The following is a 23,340-nucleotide window of genomic DNA, read 5'->3' as shown; positions in this document are numbered from 1 at the left end:
AGGTATTGGTATGAAAGCATTACGAATATGGTTTGGTTGTGTTCTCGGTTTCGCAATGTGCACGGTGTTTGGGTGGTCAAATGGGATGTTTGGCACTCTATTACCACTGTTTATTTTATCTAACCTAAATCGCTGGAGCTGGGGAATGTTTATTCAGCTGCTTATTAGTGTTGTTTGGGTAAGCATTCAAGTAGCGTTAATTGTCGGTTTTTTACAACCATATCCACTGTTAATGACCGTTGCTGTTGGCATTATGCTGTTATTAAAATGCCACGCAATGCACTATAAAGCGAGTTACTTATTCGGCTACACTGGTTTATTAGTCGGTTCAATTTTATTGAATTTTGGATCGTATGTGACCTTTGATTTAGAAGATTTTATTGTTGGAGTATGGGTTGCCGCGATTATGGTGATCCCTATTTGTGCTTTAACTTTTTATCTGTTTCCTGAGCCCATTGAAGCTCATGCTCCTATTTTAAAAGTAGAGGGCCAGAGCAAAGAACCACGAGAAATGTTAGAGCAAACTGCATTAGGTTGGATGGTGGCAATGATTGTGTTTTTGATCTTTGAAATAGGGACATTAAATGACTCTTTATCCGCTCAAGCATCAATGTTGATTATGCTCTCGCCAATGACGTTAGTCGGCTCATTAATGATGGCGCGTATCCGTATTATTGGTACATTAGCAGGGTGTGTATCTGCAATGGCGATGCAATTAATATTGTATGATTTATACGATAATCCTATTTTGTATATTCTAAGTTTTGCTATTGCATCTGGGTATTTTTGTAAATGGTTAGCCAGTGAAAACCCAATAATGAAAGGGATTGGTTTCTCGGCTATGGCGGCGTTAACTATACCCATTACAGGCGCAGTACCGGGAAAAAAAGATGCGTTTTTTGCTATTTTATATCGAGTCTCATCGATTGTGGTAGCGGTAATAATAACCAGTATATTAATTTGGGCCTGTTATCGGTTAATTAAACGGTTTCCTGTGTTTTTCCGAGGAATTGAGCGAGAAGAAAAGGCTCACTAACAATTTGAATTATTGGATAATAAGCCAAGAGATGGGTAGATTATTACGAACTTCTTGGCTTTTTTTGTTTATGTGATAACGTCTGTAGCGTTGAACATTATAAAGAACATACAAGGACAGTCATGAGCTCAATTATAGAATGCATTAGAACCGTAGGGCGTGGTGAGCGCAGCCGTAAGCCACTTAGTTTTGATCAAGCGTATCAAGTCATGAAAGAATATCTTGCCGGTGAAGTATCAAGCGACAAGATGGCAATGCTGATGATGCTTATCCGAGTTCAGAATGAAACAGTTGATGAGATCAGTGGCTTTACCACTGCCATTCGGGAATTTATCCGCAATGTACAAACTCCTGAATTAAAAGATCTGAGTGTTGATATTGATTGGGCATGTTTTGCTGGCAAGCGTCAGGTTCAAGGTCCATCTTGGCAGTTATATTCAGCACAAATTCTAGCGAATAAAGGCTTTAGAGTATTGCTTCATGGTCATTTACAACTGGGCAGTACACGAGAACATGTATCTCAAGTTATTGAAAAGTTTAACATTCCAAGTTGCTCAAGTATTGCAGAGACACAAAAAGCACTAGATGAAGGCAATATCGCTTATCTACCTCTATCGGTTTACGCCCCTCAAGTAGAAACCATGCTGTTATGGCAACATGAATACGGTTTACGTACCCCTGCGAATACCTGTGCGCGTATGTTAAACCCTGCGTCAGCGCCAATTTCATTACGTGGAAGTTTTCACCCAGGATTACCACAATTACACGGCGAAGCTGAATCTCGTTTGCAGCAAGCGACAGAAGATTGTTCAGAATTGGCACTGTGCTTTAAAGGCATGGGCGGAGAATCTGAATTTAACCCTAAAGTGAGTCAGTCTCTATGGTGTGCATCAAAAGGGGTATGTGAAGAGCTGTATTGGGAAGAGGCATTAATTGACGATTTACCAACGCCTCATACTTGTTTGTTAGGCACTAAAACTGAGCAGTTACAACTAATGGCAAACACCGTTATTTTTAATGTCGCTAATGTATTGTGGGCAAATAAACGTAAACAAAACTACCCAAGAGAGGAGGCGATTAAGCTTGCTACTCAATATTGGGAAGAGTATGTAAAAACACTCGCTTAATCTATTCACAATCAAGTTATTAGAGAGAGCCGTAAGTTAATCTTGCGGCTTTTTTTTATTGCATATGGGAGCACTCTATTTGTAATATATTTAAATATAATTCAATTTATTTAAATATAACTTCATTTATTTAAATATAGTTTCATTTGCCAATAAATTCAATGACAGGACTGTAATTAAATGTAACATTACAAAGATGTCTTTTGTATTGAATTATCTTAACAGTCCCCTTTTATCAGCTTGCTGTACTGTTTACTGAGTATTGTGTCCTGCTTAATGATATCAAATATTATCAGCTTATATTTTTCTTTAATGCTTGGTCTATTTACCCTTTTTAGTTGAAGGTAATAGATAAATTTGAATTTTTAAGTTGTATTATGCCAATCATTTCAAATAACACCCTATAAAATCGAAAGTCTTTTGAGCCTTTATACTATCTATCATGCTGTATATTGGCGCTATTTTTTTTAAATCAGGGTATTGCTGAAACTTTTTTTTTAATGATAATAAAGATCTCAGGGCGATATTGTTAAGTCATTAGATGATAATGGTAAATGGAAGTTCAGATGGAAAATGTATATTTTAATTATCAACCAATTATCTACCAAGGAAGTATTAAGTACTACGAAGCTTTATTACGATTTTACGATAAAAAGATCAATATTGAACAATATGTAAAACAGGTTCAGTGTAAACCATTATTTGATATCGATGTAATAAATCACGTGTTATCTGATATACAGCCAATGCATTGTGATAATGTCATAAGCATAAATATATCTATATTAAGTTTGGAAGACGATAATTTTATTCAATATGCAAGAGTGTTATTAAAAAATAAAAAGATAATTTTAGAAATTACTGAGCATGATAAATGTGAATCGTTACATGTTGTTTCGATGAATATTTCTTTATTAAAAAGAGAAACAGGGATCAGATTTGCATTAGATGATTGTTATAAAAACAACATGAAAACATTAGATCTCCCTATTGATATCATTAAGGTAGATAGAGCTGCAATTATTGATATTGAAAATTCTGATTATAAATTTAATCAATTAAAAAAAATAATAAATGAAGTAAAAACAATACTCAAAAAAGAGATTATCATTGAAGGGGTTGAAAATGAAAAACAAGCAAGCCTCTTATTTACATTAGGGGATTTTAATCAGCAAGGCTATTTTTATTTTAAACCGCTAGATATAAAACACCTTGTCTATTAATTTATCCATATGGAGTTTGAGTATACCTTATGCTAAGTTTTAAAAAAGGATTTACACTAATCGAATGTATTATGGTTATCATTATCTTAAGTATCCTATCTACATTAGCAGTCAAGAAATATTTTTCTTTAAGAACAGAAACCAAAATAGCAACTTTAGAATCGATAAAAAGGAATTTAGAAAGTGGTTTTATTAAATTTTCAACCAAAACATATTTACCAAGTTCAAATGTAAATAAATGTAGGTTACCTTTTCAGAAAAAATTACAGTGTATATTGATTAATAATAAACAAATTGCATTTACACAGAAAGACAGGCATCCAATATTTAATCCATTCTTAAATTCTATGAAACAAATAAAAGTTATTATGGATATTGATGTTGGATATAGTACTGACGGTCTTAATTATAAAGATAATTGGAATTTAGAATATGATTACAATCAAGCTGGTATATCTAATGGTTTTTGGATTTTTCCTGCTATGAATGATCATTATAAGGATATTAACGAATTTAAGTGTAAGATTCATTATATGCCAGAAAACCATACAATGAATAGTTATGGTAGAAGTATTATTATCTTAGAAACGTCAGATTGTTAATGTTGATCGCGGCATGATTGTAAAAATTCAAGAAGAATAAAACCTTACTATTATTGTCTATTTCATCTCTACTTAGGTTATTGCATAACTGTAATAGTAATTCACATTTAGCGCTATTATCAAAACACAGTTAGTAATCGATAATGTTCTCCTAGTCAATCATAGATTTGGAGACCATTATGGCTAATGGATTTACAAGAGATGGTGGCGTACAAGAACAAATTGATGCCACTGTTACTGATGCAATTAATCGTGCGAGAGCACATCTTAACCATGAACATAACGAGACAGATTATTGTCTAGAATGTGGTGAGTTGATCCCTGAAGGTCGACGTAAAATTATCCCCGGCGTTGAGTTGTGTGTTGAGTGTCAGGTAAAAGAAGATGCAAGAGAAAAAGCGTTTAGTGCCTACAACCGAAGAGCAAGCAAAGACAGCCAATTACGATAGCAATGGCTACTGTCTAAATCTACAATGGGAAAAAATGGCGAAGTACCCTACTTCGCCATATTATTACTGAGAAATGGTTTTGAATAAAAAGAGAGGCTATTTACGATTAATACGTGCTAAGAAATAGGTATTTACGTACTCACCCTGTCTAAACGCAGAATCAATTGCTTCACCTTCAATGACAAACCCGAATTTTTTATACAGAGAAAGCGCCGCGTGGTTATCTACAAACGCGTCAATCTCAATACGGCGAACATTAAGCCAATTATCAGCAAGTTCTAAAACGGTTTCAATTAGCTTACGGCCAACACCGCGTCCATGATAATCATCGTGAACGCCCATTCCAAAATGAGCAACATGACGAGTTCTAGGATGTGTCACTTGTTCAAAACCAATATTACCGACAACCTTGTTATCAATAAGGGCAACATAGCTATAGACGTTATCAGGTTTGCTTGAAATGCGTTTTTCCCAGAGAGCAGGAGAGGGGATCGGCAGTTGAAGTGTTTGCGCCTGAGCTTGTGGTTGATTATACAACTCACATAAACCATCAATATCTTTTAATTCTGTTGGGCGAATTATTATTTCCACTACGCACATCCTTTGCCTAATAAATATGCACTTAACTTAACTAGAATCATCTTCGATGACAAGCACAGATCCCATTTGAATCTAATAATTACCGTTTATTCCTGTTATTTACCATTCGTCGCATCTTCCTGTTTTTCATTTTTACCTTAGTTAATCTGTAAACATCAAAAAGGACTATAGATTAACTAAGGCCAACCTAATGAAATATAAATTAACGACACTAGTATTTAGCTTATTAATGAGTGTGATGACTTTCTCCACGCAAGCGGCATTAACGGATAAAGATATAGCGGTATATAACCAAGCAGCAGCAGGGGATGAAGATTTTGTTGAATCAGCTTATGAACGTTTTGAACAATTGATTCAAGCTGATGGTGCAACGCCATTAACACTCGTTTATCTTGGCAGCGCAGAGACCCTAAAAGGGCGAGATGCGATGATGCCTTGGACAGCAATGAAATACGTTGAGCAAGGGTTAGCTAAAATTGGCAAAGGGCTAAATCTGCTTGCTACAGAAAGCGCTTCAATTGAAGATCAGCCCGTTGTTTCTGGCCTTCCTAATTCTTATCTCACACGTGCGCTAGCGGCGGCAACCTATTCACAACTTCCTGATATGTTTAATCACTTTGAGCGTGGTTATGATCTCTATTTAGTCCTGCTGTCAGAACCAAAATTCCAACAGCAGCCTTATCAAGCAACAGCATGGGTTTATGGTTATGCAATACAGGCGGCCCTTCGTGCTGAAGACCAAAATCAAGCAACTCAATGGCTAGCTTTCATGATAGAAAAGGAGAAAAGTCATCCTGAATCGATAAAAGCGCAAGCACTAATGAACGCTAAAAATTAGGAGACGATAATGATCAGTTTTAGTGGTATAGAAAAAACATATCAATTGGGCTCTCAAGACGTTGAAGCGTTGAAAAAGGTAGAGGGCTTTATTATTAAAGGCAGCATGGTGGCTCTGTGTGGCCCTTCCGGTTCTGGCAAAAGTACCTTACTCAATATACTTGGTCTGTTAGATATGGATTATAAAGGTAAGATCAGAATGGATGGAAAAGCGTATCCTAAAGATCCCATTAAAGCTGCTACGTTACGTCGTCACCAATTAGGTTTCGTATTTCAACGCTTTAATTTAGTTCCAGTGATGACTGCTTTAGAGAATGTGGCTTACCCATTGCAATTAAATGGCTACAGTAGAGAAGAACAAAACAGGCTAGCCATTGAGATGCTAGAAAAAGTAGGTCTTGGCGATTTTATTCACCATCGTCCAGATAACCTTTCTGGCGGACAGCAACAGCGTGTCGCCATTGCTCGTGCGTTGGTTCATAAACCAAATTTAGTCATTGCCGATGAACCGACGGCCAGTTTAGATAGCCATACCGCAGAAAAAGTGATTGATATTATGAAAGCGTTAGGCAAAGAAATGGGAACCACCTTTATTATTGCGACGCATGATTATCGCATGGCACAGCATTGTGATGCCTGCATTAATTTACTTGATGGCACCATAAATAAGGAGACAGTATCATGGGCAAGTTAATCTCATTATTTCCTTATTCATTGCGTCTCGCGTGGCTCAATTTATTACGAAATGGCCGCCGTAGCGCACTTTCAATTTTAATCATTACCATTGCGGTATTTGCATTAACCAGTGCGGGTGGTTTTGGATTGTATACTTATGATTCACTCAAAGAATCGACGGCAAGAGACTCGGGCCACCTTACCCTAAGTCAGCCGGGTTACTTTGAAAGTGATGAAGAGATGCCACTGAGTAATGGTCTTTCTGATATTTCGCAATTAACTCGTGATCTAATGAAGCATGATGAGGTTCGTGGAGTTCAACCAAGAATTGATTTTACAGGGTTAATCTCTAACGGAAGCAAATCGACTATATTTATGGGAACGGGTGTCAACGATCGTGAGTTTGACATGAAAGGCCCATTTCTAGATATGAGATCAGGAAAAACCTTAACGGACATTACATCAAGTCGATATGACGTGATGGAGCCTGAGATCATGCTTGGAGTGGATCTCGCCAAAAATCTAAACGTGGATATTGGTGATTGGGTGACTTTACTGGCAACGACCAGCGAGGGGGCATTGAATGCGTTTGATTTTAAAGTACATGGAACGTATTCAACAGGGGTTCCAGAATTAGATAAACGTCAACTGTATATTCACATTGACTCAGCCCAAGAGCTATTGATTTCAGAGAAAGTGAGCACATTGTCGGTGTTTCTATTTGGTACAGAGAAAACCGCTCTGATACATCAACGATTGGATGATGAACTAAAATCGATGTCACTAGAGCAAGATATTGAGATCACGCCATGGCAAGAGAGAGCGTTTTTCTACAATAAAGTGAAAGATCTTTATGATCTTATCTTCGGCGTAATGGGTTTTGTAATGGGATTAGTGGTCTTTGTGGCCTTGTTTAATACCATGACAATGTCCGTGACTGAGCGAACACGTGAAATTGGTACCTTATCCGCATTGGGAAGCTACCCAAATGAAATTATCCATTCATTCTTACGAGAAGCTGGGTTATTAGCTGCTATTGGTGTGATTTTTGGGGCGTTAACCACCGCAATTACTACCGTGTTACTGATGATTATTGATGTGCAAATGCCACCACCTCCGGGCAGAACGGATGGTTACCCATTAAATATTTATTTCTCATTTGAACTAGTCGCTTATGCGGGATTAGGTGTGATGATTATCTGTTTGTTAGCTGCTTATTTGTCTGCTCGAAAAGGTGTTAAAAAACCGATTACGGAGGCGCTTATCTATGTCTAAATTAAAATTATTATCTACGTTCTGTTTATTTATGGGGCTTCATTTTTCAGTGGCCGCGACAGCGTTATCTCAATCAGAGCTTACTCAACAACAGAATCAGCAAGAAATCGGGATTAATCATAGCCAAGTGAAACAAATGATTAAGGCTGCTGATGATTATCGATTAGATAATGCAGCGGCAAAAGTCGTATCAGAAGTATTGCTATATAAAAATGATGAGCTAGATAAAAAACGTCAATACACGGTCTATATGCGAGAAAATAGAGAATCATTAGTGCTGTTTAATTCTCAAGTCGAAGCTGGGCAAAAGATGCTGATGTTAGGCGATAATTATTGGTTATTAATGCCTAAAAGCCGCCGACCAATCCGTATTACACCAATGCAAAAATTATTGGGAGAAGCATCGGTAGGTGACATTTCAACCCTCACTTGGAGCGAAGATTATCAAGGGCAATGGCAAGCGAGTGAGGCATTAAAATTAGAGAATGGAAAACAGGTACAAGTTGAAAAACTTAAACTGAATGCCATTACTAAAGGCGCGAGTTATTTCACCATTGATTTATGGCTAGAGCAGGGGACTCATTTTCCAATTAAAGCCGATCTCTATCTACGTTCAGGAAAAATGGCGAAAGAAGCGTGGTTTACTAAAGGGCTGAGAGAGGGTGAAACCAAAGTGATCTCAATGGTATTAAACGATCAAATCCAAACCAATCAAAAAACCGTCATTGAATACAAAGAAATAATGCCAACAGAGATTGCGGATAAATATTACAACCCTGCTTATCTGTCACGCACCAAACAGTTGGATTTGTGATCATGAAACCTCGGCTGAAACGGATATTATTGTGCGGTACTTGGTTGGCTTCTTTTTGCTCTCAATCTTCAGAGATGACTTTCGAGTGGGATTGGATGCTTAGTGCCGAAACGGTTCAACAAAGAGAAACGTTTTTCACTTCGATGACAGATAACGAGCATCAAGAGTCATTCAATGGTGTATTAGACGTTCAAATTGGCTATCAAGATTGGAATGCGGTGGTGGCACTTAAAGGTAATGATCTCTATTACCACTCAAGCATTGGGTCTCAAGATAAAAGCGCAGAAGCTGAGTTAATTGTCAGTGAATTATTTTGGCAAAGTAGTGTTGATATCGCCAATACATCATTGGATTTACAACTAGGTAAAGTTCGAGTTGATTGGGGCGTTGGTTATGGTTATCGCCCTCTTGATATATTCACGCCATATCGTCGTAACCCAGTCGGCATTCAAGTAGAAGAAGGAGCAGGCGTAGCTTCGGTATCCTATTTTGATAACCAAGGAGAGTGGTCATTAATTTATACCGATTCGTCATGGACTCAGCAAGAAGGGAGCAAGTTAGAAGAGCAAAGCGAACAGCAAGGAATTGGAATAAGACGTTATGCGTTAGTGGGAGATGCCGAATACCAATGGGTCGCTTATTATGACGATGTTCGCCAAGGACTATTAGGGGCGAGTGTTGTTACTGTACTGGATGCCGCGTGGGAGTTTCATGGTTCGGCGGTGTATCAATCAAAGTACCTTTCTTATCAGCAGCCAAGTATCACACTTTACCCTGTCACGTTAGAAAAAGAAGAAAATGCCTATCAAGCCTTAGTCGGATTTACGTGGGCAAATGATGTGGGAAATAGTATCGTTTTAGAATACTGGTATGACAGCCGAGCGTGGGGTAAAAGTGATTGGAAAAATGCACTTACTGTGGCAACACCGTCGTATCAACAAGGCTTTAATCAGGCGAATATGGTTCAACATAACATGATGTTTCATTGGAGCTTAGATCCTAACGGATGGTCAACATGGGAATGGAGCCGAGATATCTCATGGTTAAGTCAATTTACCCCAACATTTGATGTGCTTTACTCACCAGAAGATAATGGCGTGATAGCAACGCAGTGGTTAAATTATTTACTGCATGACTCGGGTGATTCCAGTATTGAAATGGAACTTGCCGCACGTTTTTTAACCGGTTCGGATGATTCAGCGTATGCAAATTTACCCGATAAGCATATGCTGCTATTGAATCTAAAAGGACGATTTTAATGGTAGCGATAAATAAGCAAAAAGAAGTAGCGATTCAGTTAGTAAAAAGCCTAGCGATTACGACTGTGTTTTGTCTTGTTATCGCCATGATGACGAGTAATATTTGGCCATCTCCTTTTTATGAACACGTTCTTATTAGTTTTGGTTATGGCTACAGTGCCGTGTTATGTTCATTCATCTTAGAGTGGTTTTTACCGACACTTAAAAAAGCCTATTCGACCGTTATTGCTATGGTGTTATCTCTTGCTTTAGGGACATTTCACGCCTCTTTGTGGTTAAATAAATACGACGATTTTGCAACTTTAGAAGCATTACAGCCGATCGTATTATTAGGATTGATATTTACCGGGGTCTGTTTTTATTACTTTCACGCTACAGAGAAAACGTTGCAGGCAGAGCAAGCATTAGAGATCTCTAAGCGCAAGCAATTAGAGCAAGAAAAAGCCTTAGCATTAAGTCAATTAAGCCAACTTCAAAGCCAAATAGAACCTCATTTCTTGTTTAATACCTTAGCTAACATTAGTGCGTTAATCGAATTAGACAGTGATAAAGCCAAATTGATGTTGGAGAAATTAACAGACTTACTTCGAGGCACCCTAAAAACAAATCGTAACCCTCTAATTATGCTAGAGCAAGAAGTCGAATTATTAAGTGCGTATTTATCAATTCAACAGATCCGTTTAGGTGATCGTTTAACGTATGAGATTGAGAACCAACTGAGTGGAACAATCTCGCTGCCCCCTTTACTCATTCAGCCTCTGGTTGAAAACGCGATTACTCATGGTATCGAACCACAAGCAAAAGGAGGTAAGGTTGTTATCATGTTTAAGCAACAAGATAATAGATTCAAGGTGTCAATTTCTGATAATGGTTTAGGCTTAGAACAAATGACATCAACCAAAGGAAATGGAATGAGTTTGAATAACATCAAGCAGCGTTTGCATAACCTATTTGATGGTACTGCTTCTATCATGATAATAGAGAATGAAGAGGGTGGCGTAGACGCTGAACTTTCTATTCCATTGGAGAAATTGGCTCAACTAAATAGGGAATATTCATGAGTAAATTGATGACCGCCATTATTGCCGATGATGAGCCTTTATTACGATTCCATTTGGAAAAAATGCTGTCTGACCTTTGGCTTGAGCTAGAGATGGTTGCTGTGTGTAGTAATGGTAAAGAAGCGCTTGAAGCAATAGAGCAGCACCAACCAGATATTGCCTTTCTTGATATTAAAATGCCAGAATTAGACGGCATGACTCTGGCCTCACAATTACAAAAATCAGCAACAGCACCAATGGTTGTTTTTATTACGGCTTATGATGAATTTGCCGTTAAAGCGTTTGAAAACAATGCAATAGATTATGTGTTAAAACCAATTTCTGAAGCAAGATTAGATGCAACGTGTCAAAAATTAAAACAGAGAGTGGGTCAGCAATCTAGAGGTTCTGATTCAAAACAAGATCAAGGGGCATTAAGTGATCTGTTTGCTCAAATTCAGCAGCTATCAGCACAGCAAAAACCAGAATATTTAAGTTGGATTAAAGCGTATCGGGGAGAGGAGTTACACTTGCTTTCGGTCTCTGATGTCCTCTATTTTAAGGCGGAAGATAAATACGTTTCTGTCTATGCACAGCAGGCAGGCAATAAAGTTACCGAATATTTGATCCGTTGTTCGCTTAAAGAATTACAACAGAAGATAAATCCTGATCATTTTTGGCATATTCATCGCTCAAGCATTGTGAATGTCGCTCAAATAGATAAAGTGAAAAAGGATCTGTTAGGCCATTTACATGTGCACATTGGAGAGTCAAAGCTACCTGTTAGCCGCAGTGCACAAACTTTATTTAAAGGGATGTAGATTAAAGAGTGAATGGATTAAATTGATGAAGGTAACGCCCCATTCCAACAGCAGATCTAAGTAATAGAAAAGAAATAGGGCGTTACAGGTTGGTTCAATAATCTTGATATTATTACCGTCTTACCACAATACTTTGATACGGTGTAAGCGTTAGTTGTGAGCCCAAATGAGTGACAGAGTTTAGATTAGCAATTAAGCACTCGACTTCTTTATCTATTACATGCTCCGGTAAAATTGATCTCTTTATTGGTCATGCAATAGAAAATATGGAATTCTTGGTCGGTTTATTTAAACACTAACTTTTAACCATAGGTAAATAAAGTAAAGATCGGGGAGTGGTCGGCTTGAATTAATCAAAGTTATGTTACTGTAGCCGTAATATAAACATTAATGAGAGTCACTATCATGCCGAGCCTTGCTCATTGGAAAAATCCTAAAACTTTTTTGATTTTAATTTCCATCGTTGTTCCCATTGCTTTTTCTACGTGGAATGCCTTACTAAATAACTTTGTTATCGAAAAAGCGGCGTTTACTGGGGCTGATATTGGGCTCTTACAAAGTGTGCGCGAGATCCCTGGTTTTCTAGCGTTTACTGCTGTTTTTGTCCTTCTTTTTATTCGTGAGCAAAAGTTCATGATCCTCGCTTTGGTGATGTTGGCAGTAGGTGTTGCCATTACTGGCTTCTTCCCAAGTGTGTATGGCCTGTTATGCACTACATTGTTGATGTCGGTAGGCTTTCACTACTTTGAGACCTTAAAACAATCCTTATCATTACAGTGGCTAACTAAAGAAGAAGCCCCTGAAATGTTAGGTAAGCTGATCTCGATTGGTGCTCTTGCATCATTATGCACTTATGGTGTGCTGTGGGTATTACTTGAGTTAGTGCAATTAGAATTTAAATGGATCTATTTAATTGCAGGTACGATTGCCCTTATGGTGACTGTTTTTATGTGGTTGTCTTTCCCGAACTTTGAAAGTGAAACCCCACAAACGAAAAAATTGGTACTACGCAAGCGCTATTGGTTGTACTACGCACTGACCTTTATGAGTGGTGCTCGTCGTCAGATATTTATGGTGTTTGCAGGCTTTTTAATGGTTGAAAAATTTGGCTATTCAGCTGCTGATATCACTTTATTGTTTCTTGCTAATTATGCATTCAATTGGCTTTTTGCTAAAAAGATTGGCCGTTGGATTGGTGTAGTGGGTGAGCGCAAGGCATTAATGTTTGAATATATTGGTCTTATTTTTGTGTTTGTTGGCTACGCATTAGTTCAAACCTCAGAAATGGCAGCAGCGTTATATATTATTGATCATCTATTTTTTGCTTTAGCACTAGCGATTAAAACCTATTTCCAAAAAATTGCCGATCCTGCTGATATGGCCTCAACTGCGGGTGTGGCATTCACCATTAATCATATAGCAGCAGTTGTTATCCCAGTAAGCTTTGGTTTGATATGGTTGGTATCGCCTGCTGCTGTGTTTTATGTTGGTGCTACAATGGCATTTATTTCATTCTTATTGTCATTAAATATTCCAGAAGCACCACAAGAGGGTAATGAAACTCGCATTTTGAAGTGGAACTGATTACAGTATAGGGACGACAATCAATGGCATAAGCCTACGATCATTCAAAAGGAATATAGAATGAATGCTATTACCCATGATCCAGATAACAAATGTTACTTAATTACCTTAGACGGTGATGGGATAGCAAAAGTTTATTATGAAAAGAAGGGCAATATTCTTGATGTGATAAGCACACGCATTCCGGATGAACTGCAAGGTAAAGGCTACGGAAAGGTGATGATGGAAGCCTTTTTAACAGAGATGGAAAACGCTGGATTATTGATTGTACCCGTCTGCTCTTATGTGGTTCATTACATGAATAAGAACCTGCAGTGGCAAGATCTATTAGCGAAATAAAAGAGACCTAGGTGGAGACCCTACCTAGGTTTTTTTGTATGAAAAATATCATTAAAAGAGAATGACTTTAGATAAACAAGGAAGATCTCATGGCGTTACGTATATTTATTGAAAAATTGAATACTCAACCTGAGTTGGTTGAATTTACGGAGACAATGGCTGTTATTGATAATCACTATGATTTTACGCCAACAGAGTTTTCAAATGGAAAAACAGTCAATCAAGCGGGTCAGAATAATGGTTCATGTAAGATCTTTGCGTTTGCTGAGCTAAATAAACTGAGTGTTGAACAAACCTTAGCGTGTTTTGGTCAATATTACCGTGAAGAGGTATTACAAAACCCAACCAATGATGACCACCAAAATATTCGAAATTTCATGGTAACAGGTTGGTCTGGTGTTCAATTTAGCTCTGTGGCATTACAACTAAAATCCAATGTTCTATGAAGCGCTTAACGTAAATAAACGGGCGTCAGTTTCCTGCAGGCAGTTAACTATGTCTAGCTAAAAACCTTAAATGAAAAAGCCGAATGAGAGTAAATCATTCGGTTTTTTATGCCTGATGCATTTTAAATACTAATGATTATCAATCTCTTTATTTATATATTGGATGGGTATCTTTTTGCTGTTAATGGCACTTTATAAAGTTAGAGGTTGGGCAGAAGGTATTTCAGTTTATATGAAGGGCATGGGTAATATGATGCAAGTGGCGATTATCTCTTTTGCTCTTGTGCTTATATTAGCCAAAATAACAACAGAGAAAAATAAATACACTGACAAAGAGAGTAAAGCGTTTTAGTGATTAACTAATCTATTTCATTATTAGAAAACAAAGAGCGACTAATAAGGTAGTTCTTTGTTTATGTAACTGAGTGTTATTAAAGATAAATGCTGTATTTTACCTCAAGTTGTGCAAATAACCTGCAATCAATTAGTTGACGGTAAAAAAGAACTTTACCTCAGCGCTCAGTGTGGCATTATCTATCTCGTTCAACGATGTGCGTACATCGTATAATGGCTATTACCTCAGCCTTCCAAGCTGATGATGCGGGTTCGATTCCCGCTGTACGCTCCAATCTCTTCTTATCTTCCTCAAGAGATTGTTTCTGTTTTAAAATCCCAACTTATTGAAAATGAAGCGCTTAGTGGCGTGTTTTGTCGTATCTGACGTTTATTCTATTTTATACTGAGGAGTGATCATGAAAAAATATTACTTTCTCTATCTGCTCAATAGTTCATCATTCCACTTTTCAAAAAACCGTAAATTTTTCAAATATTTAACTCTAGGTCACTTAATTGTTATTTTTTTCAATCTATACTGATAAGAATTATAACAAAATAAGAGGTCGCCTTATGTCAACTTTACCTCTCACACATAAGCAAGTTTATCGTTCAGCAAACCTAGATGAAAGTACCTGTAAATCAACTAAATATATTACTCCCATTGATGAAATTGTAGGGCAAGACAGAGCGCAACAAGCGGTTGAATTTGCCATGTCTATTCCTGATCGTGGTTATAATATCTATGCCGTTGGTCAGAATGGACTTGGTAAGAGAACCATGGTTCTGCGTTATCTTAAGCGTCATAACCCTGTCGGTAATGGTGTTTGTGATTGGTGTTATGTCACCAACTTTGATGATACTCGAGCACCTAAAGTACTAAAATTACCACTAGGAACGGGGCTGAATTTCAAAAAAGAAATTGAAAAAATCACTCTAAAACTGGTTAAGGCCATTCCATTGGCTTTTGATAATGAACTGTATTACACCAGAACTGGTACGCTTAAAAATCAGTTGGCTGATAAACAAGAATCATTACTGGGTTCATTAACCAAAGAAGCGAAAAGTAAAGGTATTAGCCTTGCCGTTACGACTCAAGGTGATTATCAATTTATTGCAATGAATGGTGAAGAGCTACATAGCGAAGAAACATTTGATGCACTAGATAGACAAGAACAGCGTCAACTTGAGTCAATTATTGATGAATTAGAGATTAAGCTACGAAGTCTTGTTCGTCAATTGACGGAATGGGAAGATAAATATTCTGATAAGATAGAAAAGTTAAATGAAGACATTGTTTCTCAAGTATTAACGGTTAATTTTGAAGTAATTAAAACTAAATACAGTGATTCAAAAATTATTTCTCAACACCTTAAAGATATGGAAAAAGACATCTTAGAAAACTTTGATGTGTTCCTTCAAGAGGGGAATGAAGATGCTGAATTGGCATATGCTTCTTTAGAGAAAAGGTTACCTCGTAGATATCAAATTAATCTACTTGTTAGTCAAAAAGATGAGCAGTTCCCGTTAATTGTGGAAGAAAGCCCGAGTTATCACAATTTATTCGGATACATAGAAAACGCGACATTTAAAGGAACTGTATTTACAGATTATTCATTGATTCGTGCTGGTAGTCTTCATAAGGCGAATGGCGGGGTGTTACTCATGGATGCGGTTAAAGTGCTTGAAAGACCGTATGTGTGGGATGGATTAAAGAGAGCATTACGTTCTCAAAACCTAAACCTAAGCTCTCTTGAAAGGGAAGTGACGTTATCAGGTACCGTGTCTTTAGAGCCAGAGCCTATTCCGCTAAATGTAAAAATAATCTTATTTGGTGATTATCAAACTTATCAATTACTTCAACATTATGACTCAGAATTTAGTGAGCTTTTTAAAGTCACTGCTGATTTTGAAGACGACATGCCAAGAACTGAGGCATCAGAATTTCATTATGCACAGTTTATTTCGAGTATTGTGCATGATGGAAAAATGCTGCAATGTGATAAGAAAGCGATAGAGCGAATTATTGAATACAGCTCGCGTCAGACTGGGGATCAGAATCGACTTTCTCTACATTCTGCTGATATTTCTAATTTATTAAAAGAAACCAACTATATAGCGAAGACAGCTAATTCAAATATGATCCGCTTGAAGCATGTTGAACAAGCGTTAGCGAATAAAGAGCATCGAGTGAATCGAGTTCAAGACGGAGTAATGCAAAGCTTTATTAATGGAACCACTTTGATGGAAACTGAAGGTGGGGTTGTTGGCCAAGTCAACGCGCTGTCTGTTTTATCTACATCAAATCATCAATTTGGAATGCCAAATAGAATTACCGCAACCACTTCGTTTGGTAAGGGTGAGGTATTTGATATTGAAAGAAAAGTAGAACTTGGTGGGAGTATCCACTCAAAAGGAGTGTTTATTCTTAGTGCTTATTTATCTTCGTTATTTGGAAGTGAAAAAAGAATTCCATTAAAGACATGCTTGGCATTTGAGCAGTCTTACGGAGGAGTTGATGGCGACAGTGCTTCTATGGCTGAGTTTTGTTCTATTATCTCCGCCTTTTCTGAAAAACCAATACGTCAAGATATTGCAATTACAGGGTCGATGAATCAGTTTGGTGAAGCGCAACCTATTGGTGGCGTAAATGAAAAAATTGAAGGCTTTTATCAAGTTTGTAAAATTAAAGGCTTAAAAGCAGATCAAGGGGTGATAATTCCTCACACTAATATTCAAAATCTAATGTTAAATAGTGAAGTAACTCAAGCAATAGAAAAAGGGTCATTTACGATTTGGCCCGTTAAGCATGTAAGTGAAGCGATTGAGCTATTGATGGGCTCTCCTGCTGAGTCAGAAAGTAGTGATGGTATTTATACTATCATTCGCTCTAAATTTACGTCTTAAATAAAACTAGAAAAAAGGCATAAGATCATTTTTATGCCTTTTTTTATATTGTTATAAGAGAATTGAATTAATAATTAAAACGGTGATATAATCATCAGTAGATAACAATAAAATAAAAAGCGCTGTATCCCAATCTATTTTATGCCTGTTATTTGTTTATTCCAATGTGCTCAGAGGCTTTACTATGTATCATCCCTTATCCCCACGACTTGATTACAGTACTTTTTTGATCGTACGTGGAAAAAAAACTTACATCGAAGAAAATTTACTGTTACGAGTAAAATTGGTTGATATAGCAGGCACTGAATATTGGATACCAATTGGTATTAATTGGAATGATGGTCAATCGACTAAGCACCGTAGAATGGAATTTGCACAAGTGCGTTTTGCTCGTAAAGGTCAAGCTTATTACAGTAAAGCTTATTACGCCGATTTTAAAAATGAAGAGAGTGATGTTGATGCTCGTTCAGAAGCGATCATTGAAGCGGCGTGGTCTATTGCTGAATTGGTTGAGCAAGATCAATATGAAACTGCAGATGCTGCGAGAAAAACAAAAACCTTTACTGCTAAATCAGCTTACCAAGGCTTACATCCAAACATTCAGTTAAAGTTATCAATGGTTAATGGCACCCCTTATGTGAATAGCCATTTTGAGCGCCATGAAAGTAAATCTTGTTATCGTTCGCATACTTTTTCTCGTAGTTTATATAATGTTAATTTTGATGATCTTGGTGAGTTTCTTGCTGAATTAAATGCGATAGGTGAGGTATTAGATACTTACTTAAAAACGAAAGATGCAGATATCAAAACCTTTAGACCAAGTAAAACATTAACAACAACACCATTATCTAAATTTGAAATGCGTGAAATTTGCGACCAATTAATTCAAAAGGCAATGGATGGTTGCATGGCTGAATTTAAAGAGACTTGGTTTGAATTTAGAAGAAAACCAAAGCAAATATTAATGATTGAAGCGGATGATAAATCCCATTTTGTGGTAAAAAAAGAATTTGTTAAGACCGGTTCGACGATAGAACTGAACAAATTTAAAGCTTGTACTCATCCTACACATGTATTGAGAAAAGTCGCGCTGATGAAAGCCAATTATAATTGGGCAAATTATAAAAATGTACGTAAAGCGGAATCGGCAAAAGGTAAGTACTTTAAAGCTGCTCATCCCTCATCTGGCGTTATTGGGGTTGTTGTTAAAGTGGCAGAAGATGAAACCATCTATAAAGGAATTATTGGACAAACACCGCGAAGCAGCTATAAATTTAAAATATTTTCAACAAAGACAATGAGTGATAAAAACGCATTTATTGCAGCAAAAAAAGCCTATCTTGAAGCGATGAAAGAGGAAGAATGGTCTGAGTATAAATTGGCGAAGGAATTTTCAATTTATAAAGCAAAGTAAATGACTTCTCTTATTTATTAGATAATTAAGAGAAGCCAGTCGTTATTCTTTATTGGTGAATATACTAAGATCTAGCTCTAGTGGACAACCTAACCACACCGCAGAGCTAGTATGATCAAGATATTCATCTTCAGTTAACGGATGGACTAACACCGATAAGTGATTTCTATTTTCTTCTAGCCATACCATTACTTCATCATAATCATGATGTTTGAAAGAAACTTGTCGACTCCAAACTGGGTGAGGGCCGACTGGTTTTTGATTCACTGTTCCTAATTGGTATCCAAATTTTTCATGCAGCAGTTCTGTTAAACTAACAGCAAAGTCGATACTTGTTTGATCGAAATAAACGTGAACATGATAGCCGTTGATGTCTGATTGATGCATATTATCTTCTTAAATAGGAAATATAAAAAAGGCCAAACCGAAATTTAGCCTTATTATAGTTCATTTTAAATGAGAATGATTATTCCCAATCTAGAATAACTTTACCTGACATACCAGAGCGCATCATGTCGAAGCCTGCTTGGAAGTCATCAATTTTGTAGTGGTGAGTGATGATTGGTGTTAGATCTAGGCCTGATTGGATCAAGCTTGCCATCTTATACCAAGTTTCAAACATCTCACGACCGTAGATACCTTTAATCACTAAGCCTTTGAAGATCACTTGAGTCCAGTCTACAGTCATGTCAGATGGTGGAATACCTAATAGAGATATTTTACCGCCATGGTTCATGTTAGTTAGCATGCTGTTGAATGCAGATGGAACACCTGACATTTCAAGACCTACATCAAAACCTTCTGTCATGCCAAGATCGGACATAACGTCTTCAAGCTTTTCGTTCATTACGTTTACTGCACGTGTTACGCCCATCTTTTTAGCAAGATCTAGACGGTATTCGTTTACATCAGTAATTACAACGTGACGAGCACCAACGTGTTTTGCAACCGCTGCTGCCATGATACCAATTGGACCAGCACCTGTGATAAGAACGTCTTCACCTACTAAATCAAATGATAGGGCTGTGTGAACCGCGTTACCAAATGGGTCAAAGATTGATGCAAGATCATCAGAAATCTCAGATGGGATCTTAAATGCATTAAATGCTGGAATAACTAAGAACTCAGAGAATGCACCTGTGCGGTTAACACCAACACCTGTTGTATTACGACAAAGGTGAGTACGGCCGCCACGACAGTTACGACAGTGACCACAAGTGATGTGACCTTCGCCAGAAACACGGTCGCCAATGTTAAAACCGCGAACTTCTTGGCCAATACCAACCACTTCACCTACGTATTCGTGGCCTACAACCATAGGAACAGGAATGGTTTTTTGTGACCATTCATCCCAGTTGTAGATATGTACATCTGTACCACAAATTGCAGTTTTCTTAATGCGGATAAGAAGATCGTTATGGCCCATTTCAGGTTTTTCAACCTCGGTCATCCAGATGCCTTCTTCAGGTTTTAGTTTTGAAAGTGCTTTAATTTTCATTATTTGATGATCTCCATGTCTTTACCTACAGCGATAAAGGCATCAATTGCGCGATCTAACTGCTCACGAGAATGAGCTGCTGACATTTGTGTACGGATACGAGCTTGGCCTTTAGGTACTACTGGGAAAGAGAAAGCAACAACATAGATGCCTTTTTCTAAAGCACGCTCTGCGAATTCTGCAGCGAGTTTTGCATCGCCTAGCATAATTGGAATGATAGCGTGATCAGCACCACCCATTGTGAAACCCGCGGCTTCCATACGAGTACGGAAATGAGCAGAGTTTTCCCATAAGCTTGTGCGTAAATCACCAGACTCAGCCAGTAAATCAAGAACACGAATAGAAGCAGAAACAATTGCAGGAGCAACTGAATTAGAGAATAGGTACGGACGAGAGCGTTGACGTAACCAGTCAATCACTTCTTTTTTACCAGAAGTATAACCGCCTGATGCGCCACCCATTGCTTTACCTAGCGTACCAGTAATGATATCGATGCGATCAATAACGTCATGATGTTCATGAGTACCAGCACCGTTTTCGCCCATAAAGCCAACAGCGTGAGAATCATCAACCATAACCAGTGCTTCGTACTTATCAGCTAAGTCACAGATAGCAGGAAGATTAGCAACAACGCCGTCCATTGAGAACACTCCATCTGTAACGATAAGTGTATGACGAGCGCCAGCTTCTTTTGCTGCGATTAGTTGTTCTTCTAACTCTGCCATGTCGTTGTTTGCGTAACGGAAACGCATTGCTTTACAAAGGCGGACACCATCAATGATTGATGCGTGGTTTAGGGCATCAGAGATGATTGCGTCTTCTGCGCCTAAAATGGTTTCGAATAAACCCGCGTTTGCATCAAAACATGATGTGTAAAGAATGGTGTCTTCTTTGCCTAAGAAAGTAGATAATTTTTCTTCCAGTACTTTATGTGAGTCTTGAGTACCGCAGATAAAACGTACAGAAGCCATACCAAAGCCGTGCTCATCCATACCATCTTTTGCTGCTTCAATAAGAGCAGGGTGGTTAGCTAAACCTAAATAGTTGTTTGCACAGAAATTTAGAACTTCTTGGCCGGTAGAAATAGAAACAGATGCTTTTTGAGCTGACGTAATGATGCGTTCTGATTTATATAAACCTTCGCTCTTTACTTCTTCAATTTGATTTTGGATCTGAGTGTAGAATGCAGAAGACATTATCTTTCCTTCTTGTAGTTATGATAAATAGATTCTAATTGAAAGTGATTGCGACTATTATCCCTAAAAAAGGAAAAGCATTAGTGAATCATGGTCACAAATAAACTTATTAATCTATTACCCGACTTAGCGACTTTTATTATAGTCGTAAATGAAGGCAGCTTTACGGCGGCGGCTAAAAAGCTGGGTGTAACTCCGTCTGCGTTGAGTAAGCTTATTACTCGCTTGGAAAATGCACTCTCTGTTAAGTTGTTTGAGCGAACAACACGCAGTTTGCTGATCACCGAGTCTGGTAAAAAAATATACCAACAATCAGTCATTATGGTCGAAGCGGCACAGCAGGCGATTGATATTTCGAGCTCAGAGCATATTGTTCCGTCTGGAAGTTTGACGGTAGCGGCTCCAAAAGCATTTTTAACGATTGTGCTTCAACCACTAATTACCCCATTTTTGATTAAGTATCCTAAAATCCAATTAAAGCTAAGAGCATCGGATGGTGATATCGATATGATAGCTCAAGGGATTGATGTGGTTTTTCGTTTAACCGATAAACCAACAGAAGGATTGATCATGAAAGAAATAGGAAAGGTTAATCTCAGTTTATGTGCAAGTCCCTCTTATATAGAAGAGAGAGGATTGCCACTCAATCCACATGATCTTACTTATCATGACTGTCTTTATTTAGGTGAAACGACAACAGATCATATTTGGGAATTTGTAAAAGCGGAAGAAAGCCATGTGATAGCCGTGACTGGTCGTTACGCTGTCAATCATTCGCAAATGAGATTAAATGGTGTTAAGGATGGTTTTGGTATCGGAATTTTCCCTGATTTTGTTATTAAAGAGGCGTTAGATAATAACGAAGTGGTTCCCGTTCTTTCTGATTGGCAGATAAAAGGGAATTATCATGGTGTTATCGCTATGCAATACGCTCAGAATAAATATATGCCTTCTCGTTTAAAAGTTTTTACTGAATTTGTAAAAGAGAACTTAATGGAAGAGCAGAGTAAATGATGAAGAAGCTAGAGTTGCGATTATTGAGAGGCTTACCGGGAAGTGGTAAATCTACTTTGGCACAAAGCTTGGACTTGATACATCTTGAAGCGGATCAGTTTTTTGTGAATAAAGAGGGAGCTTACTGTTTTGACGCTACTCTTTTAAGCTCTGCTCATCAATGGTGTCAGTCACAATGTGAATTTCACTTATATCATGGTAGAAGTGTCGTCGTCGCTAATACTTTTGTAAAACAGTGGGAAATGGATGCATACAGAAAAATTGCTCAAAAGTATGATGCTGTATTAGAGATAGATGTGTGCAAGGGGAAATTTAAAAGTATTCATAATGTCCCTGAAAATGTAATCAAAAGGATGAAAAAGGAGTGGGAGGCCTAAAATTAGTTCAGGGTTGAGTGTTTTATCTTCGATTTGCTTGCTTTTTGAGCGGTTGGTTTTTTGTGTTTAAAAAGGGCTTGCAACTCATAATTAAATCTCTATAATTCGCTTCCGTTGTCACAGCAAACCTTTATTAGTAAGGGGTGTGGTGATATCAAGAAGTGAAACATTGACGCGAACGGAGTCTTCAAAAGTTGCTTGCAGCTTACTTTTAGTAATTTAGATGACACTTCACGCAAAGCAAAGTGAAAACTTAGCTTTGAGCTCTTTAATAATTAGACCTTAGCAATCTGTGTGGACACTTATGGATTGATAGTCAAAATAGCATTATCCATTTATGGGTAAGCAACTATCAATGAACTGAGTGGCTACACAAATTTATTTATGTAACAAATCAGTATTAATCATTGAGTAAAAACTTTAATTGAAGAGTTTGATCATGGCTCAGATTGAACGCTGGCGGCAGGCCTAACA

At 37.6% G+C, this 23,340-nt stretch carries 24 protein-coding genes and 1 tRNA gene; 21 read left to right on the top strand and 4 right to left on the bottom strand.

All coding sequences use genetic code 11. The features are described from left to right. The first annotated feature begins 10 nt into the window (after window positions 1-10). From PVK62_RS03920 to PVK62_RS03900, 5 genes are all read left to right on the top strand, one after another. Window positions 11-1,036: a DUF2955 domain-containing protein gene (locus PVK62_RS03920; protein WP_274442932.1), complete on the top strand. Its 1,026-nt coding sequence runs from the start codon at window positions 11-13 to the stop codon at window positions 1,034-1,036. 122 nt (window positions 1,037-1,158) lie between these two features. Beyond that, on the top strand, window positions 1,159-2,163 hold the full coding sequence (locus PVK62_RS03915; RefSeq protein WP_274442931.1) for a glycosyl transferase family protein: 1,005 nt from the start codon (window positions 1,159-1,161) through the stop codon (window positions 2,161-2,163). 566 nt (window positions 2,164-2,729) lie between these two features. Further along, complete coding sequence (locus tag PVK62_RS03910; protein ID WP_274442930.1) at window positions 2,730-3,386, top strand: EAL domain-containing protein; 657 nt, start codon at window positions 2,730-2,732, stop codon at window positions 3,384-3,386. A 29-nt stretch (window positions 3,387-3,415) separates the two neighbouring features. Further along, window positions 3,416-3,988 carry a type II secretion system protein gene (locus PVK62_RS03905; RefSeq protein ID WP_274442929.1) on the top strand — a complete coding sequence of 191 codons (573 nt, stop codon included), beginning with the start codon at window positions 3,416-3,418 and terminating at the stop codon, window positions 3,986-3,988. Window positions 3,989-4,167: 179 nt separating this feature from the next. Beyond that, complete coding sequence (locus PVK62_RS03900; RefSeq protein WP_274442928.1) at window positions 4,168-4,437, top strand: DksA/TraR family C4-type zinc finger protein; 270 nt, start codon at window positions 4,168-4,170, stop codon at window positions 4,435-4,437. Window positions 4,438-4,533: 96 nt separating this feature from the next. Here PVK62_RS03900 and PVK62_RS03895 read toward each other — a convergent pair whose 3' ends face one another. After that, window positions 4,534-5,028 (bottom strand): GNAT family N-acetyltransferase, encoded by a 495-nt coding sequence (locus PVK62_RS03895; RefSeq protein WP_274442927.1) that lies wholly within the window; start codon window positions 5,026-5,028, stop codon window positions 4,534-4,536. A gap of 199 nt (window positions 5,029-5,227) precedes the next feature. Between PVK62_RS03895 and PVK62_RS03890 the strand changes: the two genes are divergently transcribed. The 14 genes from PVK62_RS03890 to PVK62_RS03825 all read left to right on the top strand — a co-directional run bounded on the left by PVK62_RS03890 (window position 5,228) and on the right by PVK62_RS03825 (window position 18,781). Further along, a complete protein-coding gene (locus PVK62_RS03890; RefSeq protein ID WP_274442926.1) occupies window positions 5,228-5,875 on the top strand; it encodes a hypothetical protein in 648 nt (215 codons plus the stop codon). A 9-nt stretch (window positions 5,876-5,884) separates the two neighbouring features. Further along, complete coding sequence (locus PVK62_RS03885; protein ID WP_274442925.1) at window positions 5,885-6,568, top strand: ABC transporter ATP-binding protein; 684 nt, start codon at window positions 5,885-5,887, stop codon at window positions 6,566-6,568. Beyond that, complete coding sequence (locus tag PVK62_RS03880) at window positions 6,556-7,824, top strand: ABC transporter permease (protein WP_274442924.1); 1,269 nt, start codon at window positions 6,556-6,558, stop codon at window positions 7,822-7,824. The genes PVK62_RS03885 and PVK62_RS03880 overlap by 13 nt, the downstream gene beginning before the upstream one ends. Next, window positions 7,817-8,638 carry an outer membrane lipoprotein-sorting protein gene (locus PVK62_RS03875; protein ID WP_274442923.1) on the top strand — a complete coding sequence of 274 codons (822 nt, stop codon included), beginning with the start codon at window positions 7,817-7,819 and terminating at the stop codon, window positions 8,636-8,638. The genes PVK62_RS03880 and PVK62_RS03875 overlap by 8 nt, the downstream gene beginning before the upstream one ends. Window positions 8,639-8,640: 2 nt before the next feature. Then, window positions 8,641-9,897 carry a hypothetical protein gene (locus PVK62_RS03870; RefSeq protein WP_274442922.1) on the top strand — a complete coding sequence of 419 codons (1,257 nt, stop codon included), beginning with the start codon at window positions 8,641-8,643 and terminating at the stop codon, window positions 9,895-9,897. Continuing rightward, window positions 9,897-10,958, top strand: coding sequence for a sensor histidine kinase (locus PVK62_RS03865; RefSeq protein ID WP_443111757.1), 1,062 nt, complete (start codon window positions 9,897-9,899; stop codon window positions 10,956-10,958). The genes PVK62_RS03870 and PVK62_RS03865 overlap by 1 nt, the downstream gene beginning before the upstream one ends. After that, the gene (locus PVK62_RS03860; protein WP_274442921.1) at window positions 10,955-11,758 is read left to right on the top strand and encodes a LytR/AlgR family response regulator transcription factor; all 804 of its coding nucleotides are present in this window, start codon (window positions 10,955-10,957) and stop codon (window positions 11,756-11,758) included. The genes PVK62_RS03865 and PVK62_RS03860 overlap by 4 nt, the downstream gene beginning before the upstream one ends. 405 nt (window positions 11,759-12,163) lie before the next feature. Then, complete coding sequence (locus PVK62_RS03855; protein ID WP_122032734.1) at window positions 12,164-13,342, top strand: MFS transporter; 1,179 nt, start codon at window positions 12,164-12,166, stop codon at window positions 13,340-13,342. Between the two features lie 60 nt (window positions 13,343-13,402). After that, window positions 13,403-13,681, top strand: a complete 279-nt coding sequence (locus tag PVK62_RS03850) for a GNAT family N-acetyltransferase (protein WP_274442920.1) — start codon at window positions 13,403-13,405, stop codon at window positions 13,679-13,681. An 89-nt stretch (window positions 13,682-13,770) separates the two neighbouring features. Next, the gene (locus PVK62_RS03845; protein WP_274442919.1) at window positions 13,771-14,127 is read left to right on the top strand and encodes a HopJ type III effector protein; all 357 of its coding nucleotides are present in this window, start codon (window positions 13,771-13,773) and stop codon (window positions 14,125-14,127) included. A 184-nt stretch (window positions 14,128-14,311) separates the two neighbouring features. Beyond that, window positions 14,312-14,479 carry a hypothetical protein gene (locus PVK62_RS03840; RefSeq protein ID WP_274443089.1) on the top strand — a complete coding sequence of 56 codons (168 nt, stop codon included), beginning with the start codon at window positions 14,312-14,314 and terminating at the stop codon, window positions 14,477-14,479. 201 nt (window positions 14,480-14,680) lie between these two features. Beyond that, window positions 14,681-14,755, top strand: a tRNA-Gly gene (locus PVK62_RS03835). Window positions 14,756-15,033: 278 nt separating this feature from the next. Further along, window positions 15,034-17,367, top strand: a complete 2,334-nt coding sequence (locus tag PVK62_RS03830) for a Lon protease family protein (protein WP_274442918.1) — start codon at window positions 15,034-15,036, stop codon at window positions 17,365-17,367. 184 nt (window positions 17,368-17,551) lie between these two features. After that, window positions 17,552-18,781 carry a hypothetical protein gene (locus tag PVK62_RS03825; RefSeq protein ID WP_274442917.1) on the top strand — a complete coding sequence of 410 codons (1,230 nt, stop codon included), beginning with the start codon at window positions 17,552-17,554 and terminating at the stop codon, window positions 18,779-18,781. 42 nt (window positions 18,782-18,823) lie between these two features. Here PVK62_RS03825 and PVK62_RS03820 read toward each other — a convergent pair whose 3' ends face one another. The 3 genes from PVK62_RS03820 to PVK62_RS03810 form a co-directional block, all read right to left on the bottom strand. Further along, window positions 18,824-19,168, bottom strand: coding sequence for a DOPA 4,5-dioxygenase family protein (locus PVK62_RS03820; RefSeq protein ID WP_274442916.1), 345 nt, complete (start codon window positions 19,166-19,168; stop codon window positions 18,824-18,826). Between the two features lie 79 nt (window positions 19,169-19,247). Beyond that, on the bottom strand, window positions 19,248-20,279 hold the full coding sequence (gene tdh / locus PVK62_RS03815; protein WP_274442915.1) for an L-threonine 3-dehydrogenase: 1,032 nt from the start codon (window positions 20,277-20,279) through the stop codon (window positions 19,248-19,250). After that, window positions 20,279-21,475: a glycine C-acetyltransferase gene (locus PVK62_RS03810; protein WP_274442914.1), complete on the bottom strand. Its 1,197-nt coding sequence runs from the start codon at window positions 21,473-21,475 to the stop codon at window positions 20,279-20,281. Before PVK62_RS03810 ends, tdh begins: the two co-directional genes overlap by 1 nt. Before the next feature lie 90 nt (window positions 21,476-21,565). Between PVK62_RS03810 and PVK62_RS03805 the strand changes: the two genes are divergently transcribed. Together PVK62_RS03805 and PVK62_RS03800 are read left to right on the top strand one after the other, a co-directional pair. Then, a complete protein-coding gene (locus tag PVK62_RS03805; RefSeq protein WP_274442913.1) occupies window positions 21,566-22,489 on the top strand; it encodes a LysR family transcriptional regulator in 924 nt (307 codons plus the stop codon). Then, complete coding sequence (locus tag PVK62_RS03800; protein WP_274443079.1) at window positions 22,489-22,866, top strand: AAA family ATPase; 378 nt, start codon at window positions 22,489-22,491, stop codon at window positions 22,864-22,866. Before PVK62_RS03805 ends, PVK62_RS03800 begins: the two co-directional genes overlap by 1 nt. The last annotated feature ends 474 nt before the right edge of the window (window positions 22,867-23,340 follow it).

The sequence above is a fragment of the Aliivibrio sp. S3MY1 genome (assembly GCF_028765575.1).
Taxonomy (GTDB): Bacteria; Pseudomonadota; Gammaproteobacteria; order Enterobacterales; family Vibrionaceae; genus Aliivibrio.
Note: the sequence above shows the minus strand (reverse complement) of the source record. Positions and strands in the feature narration are given on the sequence as shown.

Coding starts and splice junctions, on each gene's coding strand:
- PVK62_RS03910 (WP_274442930.1), top strand. CDS start 2,730: ATGGAAAATGTATATTTTAATTATCAACCAATTATCTACCAAGGAAGT.
- PVK62_RS03870 (WP_274442922.1), top strand. CDS start 8,641: ATGAAACCTCGGCTGAAACGGATATTATTGTGCGGTACTTGGTTGGCT.
- PVK62_RS03840 (WP_274443089.1), top strand. CDS start 14,312: ATGGCACTTTATAAAGTTAGAGGTTGGGCAGAAGGTATTTCAGTTTAT.
- PVK62_RS03875 (WP_274442923.1), top strand. CDS start 7,817: ATGTCTAAATTAAAATTATTATCTACGTTCTGTTTATTTATGGGGCTT.
- PVK62_RS03900 (WP_274442928.1), top strand. CDS start 4,168: ATGGCTAATGGATTTACAAGAGATGGTGGCGTACAAGAACAAATTGAT.
- PVK62_RS03860 (WP_274442921.1), top strand. CDS start 10,955: ATGAGTAAATTGATGACCGCCATTATTGCCGATGATGAGCCTTTATTA.
- PVK62_RS03865 (WP_443111757.1), top strand. CDS start 9,897: ATGGTAGCGATAAATAAGCAAAAAGAAGTAGCGATTCAGTTAGTAAAA.
- PVK62_RS03830 (WP_274442918.1), top strand. CDS start 15,034: ATGTCAACTTTACCTCTCACACATAAGCAAGTTTATCGTTCAGCAAAC.
- PVK62_RS03855 (WP_122032734.1), top strand. CDS start 12,164: ATGCCGAGCCTTGCTCATTGGAAAAATCCTAAAACTTTTTTGATTTTA.
- PVK62_RS03885 (WP_274442925.1), top strand. CDS start 5,885: ATGATCAGTTTTAGTGGTATAGAAAAAACATATCAATTGGGCTCTCAA.
- PVK62_RS03800 (WP_274443079.1), top strand. CDS start 22,489: ATGAAGAAGCTAGAGTTGCGATTATTGAGAGGCTTACCGGGAAGTGGT.
- PVK62_RS03880 (WP_274442924.1), top strand. CDS start 6,556: ATGGGCAAGTTAATCTCATTATTTCCTTATTCATTGCGTCTCGCGTGG.
- PVK62_RS03850 (WP_274442920.1), top strand. CDS start 13,403: ATGAATGCTATTACCCATGATCCAGATAACAAATGTTACTTAATTACC.
- PVK62_RS03810 (WP_274442914.1), bottom strand. CDS start 21,475: ATGTCTTCTGCATTCTACACTCAGATCCAAAATCAAATTGAAGAAGTA.
- PVK62_RS03805 (WP_274442913.1), top strand. CDS start 21,566: ATGGTCACAAATAAACTTATTAATCTATTACCCGACTTAGCGACTTTT.
- PVK62_RS03890 (WP_274442926.1), top strand. CDS start 5,228: ATGAAATATAAATTAACGACACTAGTATTTAGCTTATTAATGAGTGTG.
- PVK62_RS03825 (WP_274442917.1), top strand. CDS start 17,552: ATGTATCATCCCTTATCCCCACGACTTGATTACAGTACTTTTTTGATC.
- PVK62_RS03820 (WP_274442916.1), bottom strand. CDS start 19,168: ATGCATCAATCAGACATCAACGGCTATCATGTTCACGTTTATTTCGAT.
- PVK62_RS03905 (WP_274442929.1), top strand. CDS start 3,416: ATGCTAAGTTTTAAAAAAGGATTTACACTAATCGAATGTATTATGGTT.
- tdh (WP_274442915.1), bottom strand. CDS start 20,279: ATGAAAATTAAAGCACTTTCAAAACTAAAACCTGAAGAAGGCATCTGG.
- PVK62_RS03920 (WP_274442932.1), top strand. CDS start 11: ATGAAAGCATTACGAATATGGTTTGGTTGTGTTCTCGGTTTCGCAATG.
- PVK62_RS03915 (WP_274442931.1), top strand. CDS start 1,159: ATGAGCTCAATTATAGAATGCATTAGAACCGTAGGGCGTGGTGAGCGC.
- PVK62_RS03845 (WP_274442919.1), top strand. CDS start 13,771: ATGGCGTTACGTATATTTATTGAAAAATTGAATACTCAACCTGAGTTG.